Below are 2,680 nucleotides of genomic sequence, written 5' to 3'. Positions count from 1 at the left end.
AGAAAAACAAGTATATGAATTTTATGGGAAAAAATACCCAGAACAAGGACCACTAACAAAATGGATAATAAAAAACCTAAAATAATAACAATTGCAAGTCTCAAGGGAGGTGTTGGTAAAAGCACAACCTCAATAATACTTGCAAATTTATTGTCACAGAAGTATAAAGTACTCCTAATTGATACAGATGATCAAGCTGCTGCTACTAGCTATTATTATAATGAATTAGAAATAAAAAATTTTGATGTTTCTCAGACAAATATAGGAAATGTTATAAAAGATAATATCAACATCAATAAAAGTATTATTAATGTTGATAATAATTTAGATTTAATACCTAGCTACATAACAGTTGATGAATTAAATGGAGATTATTATTATGACAATCGACATTTACCTATCGAATTTTCATTGAAAACAAAATTAAATTCCATAATTAATGATTATAATTATGTGATAATTGATACAAATCCTAAAAGGAATTTTACATTAAAGAGTTCTTTAATTAGTAGTCATTATGTAATATCTCCAATGACAGCAGAAAAGTGGGCAGTTGAAGGATTTGAAACATTGAGGAAATTTATAAAAGAAGTGGCTGGAATACCAGTATTTATTGTCATAACAAGGTTTAAAAAAAATATTACCCACAAACAATTAATGGAAATAGTAAAAATGAAAAGTGGATTTTTAGGATGTATAAATGAAAGAGAAGATTTAAACAAAAGAATATGTTGTAATGAAAAATTTGATTTTTCAAAAGATTATATTATTGAATATAGAAAAATATTAAAAACTTTTTTAGAGAAGATATAAAAATCAACAAACGCAACAAGTTCAGCGTGACGAACTTGTTGGGCATATAGGAGTAAATATGGATAAAAAAAATATTAATTTAAAAATTAATAAAAGAATTTCAGAAAATAATTTAAATTACATTCTTGATCAAAGTAATGAAAATCAAAGAAAAGAAGAATTTGATCAATTAATTACTCAATTAAAAAATAATATTAAATCAGAAATTTATAATATTATTGATACCATGAAAATCCTTAAAAAAATAAATGATAAAAAGCTTTATTTAGAAGGAGGATATAAATATTTTAACGATTTTCTATCAGATTTTAGATTAGCAAAGACACAATCTTATGAATATATAAAGTTGGCGACTGCAGTTGAAGCGGGATTATTAGAAGAGAATTATATCACTAGCAATGGAATAAGGGCCTCCATAAGATATATTAAGAGTAAGACAAATGAAACAATAAAAAAGTCTAAACAAAATCCAATAAAACCCTTACGATTTCAACTTAAAACCAAAGAAAGTTATGATTTTTACAAAAGCAATGCCAAATTTACAAGTTTTATGATGCATGAAATTTTTGAAAATCAAAAAGATTTAATTAATAAGCTTTTAAAAAAATATAAAGAATTGAGAGGATAATAGGGAAATTTTATGAGTAATTTGGCTTACAGAACATATAACATAGAAAGTATAAAAAATGAATTTTTAAACATAGGGTTTAGTGAGGAGGCAATAGATTTTGTTTTACTCCATAATGATAACCATAACTTTGAATATTTAAAAGAGAAATTAATTGATGTAGAAAAGAATTTAAACATTAAGATAGATAATGTAGAAAAGGGGTTAAATACTAAAATAGATAGTTTAGATACTAAGATAGATAATGTAGAAAAGAGCTTGCAAAAAGACATAGCTATTTTAAATACTAAGATAGACAATGTTAAAAATGAACTTACTGTTAAGATTGACACTGTAGAAAAGAATTTACAAAAGGATATAGCTAACTTAAACTCTAAGATAGACAATGTTAAAAATGAACTTACTAATAAGATTGACGGTGTAGAAAAGAGTTTACAAAAAGATATATCTAATTTAGATACAAAGATAGACAATGTAGAAAAAAGTTTAAACGAAAAACTTAGCATGGGAAACAGACTAGTACATTTTATGATAATAGCAGCAGCAATTCTTGGACCGTTTATACATACATTTTTAATGCAGTATATACAAGGTGTCAAATAAGAAATAACACACAATTTTCTTTTTTAAGAATAATATTATAATGCTGGTGAACATTATTAGAAAATAACATTTTATTTTTGATCTTTTTTAAATTAAAACTTATTTAACTTTTTAACAAAAGAACTTAAATAAGTTTTTGTTTTGTAAAAATCCAAATTAATTTTAATTCTAAATTAAAACATATTTAATTATTAAAAAGTTGACAAAAATAATTTTAGAGCTATATATATATGTATAGCTAAAAATTTTTTGTTAAAATAATCCATTTATACTTTTGGTTTAGCAAAGTTCTTTTATAAAGAATTAGCTAAGCTTTCTTTTTTATTAAACCTTTCATTTTTTTTGCAAAAATTTTTGTTAAAAAGTTGGCAAAAATAGTTTTTGCTATATAATTATTAGTAATCATAAAAGGAGGAACTTCAAAATGACAGAAGTAACAAAAAATCAAGAAAATATACAAAATAATAAAAGTATCAATGGAGAGGCTAAAATGATAAGTTTTGAACAACAAAGTTTTATTGGCTGCGAAGTATTTGAAGACAAATCTTTTCCAATTAAAGAAAAAAGTAAATTAAGCAAGATAGGCAAAAAATTGCCTGGAATAAGTAGTAAAGAGTGTTTTAGATTTAATAAAAA

At 23.6% G+C, this 2,680-nt stretch carries 4 protein-coding genes and 1 pseudogene; all 5 read left to right on the top strand.

What is annotated here, in order from left to right; all coding sequences use genetic code 11:
- On the top strand, nt 1-85 hold an 85-nt coding region (locus HNP68_RS06410; protein ID WP_183221580.1), incomplete at its 5' end, for a DUF226 domain-containing protein.
- Nucleotides 61-813, top strand: coding sequence for a ParA family protein (locus HNP68_RS06405; protein ID WP_183221578.1), 753 nt, complete (start codon nt 61-63; stop codon nt 811-813). The genes HNP68_RS06410 and HNP68_RS06405, both read left to right, overlap by 25 nt.
- A gap of 58 nt (nt 814-871) precedes the next feature.
- On the top strand, nt 872-1,441 hold the full coding sequence (locus HNP68_RS06400; protein WP_183221576.1) for a chromosome replication/partitioning protein: 570 nt from the start codon (nt 872-874) through the stop codon (nt 1,439-1,441).
- Nucleotides 1,442-1,453: 12 nt separating this feature from the next.
- Complete coding sequence (gene bdr, locus HNP68_RS06395; protein ID WP_183221574.1) at nt 1,454-2,044, top strand: Bdr family repetitive protein; 591 nt, start codon at nt 1,454-1,456, stop codon at nt 2,042-2,044.
- Between the two features lie 424 nt (nt 2,045-2,468).
- Nucleotides 2,469-2,680 (top strand): annotated as a pseudogene (locus HNP68_RS06390) (DUF244 domain-containing protein); the annotation flags it as partial.

It is taken from the genome of Borreliella yangtzensis (genome assembly GCF_014201775.1).
In the GTDB taxonomy this organism is placed as follows: domain Bacteria; phylum Spirochaetota; class Spirochaetia; order Borreliales; family Borreliaceae; genus Borreliella; species Borreliella yangtzensis.
The sequence above is the reverse complement of the archived record's forward strand: the minus strand, read 5'-3'. Positions and strand labels throughout refer to the sequence as shown.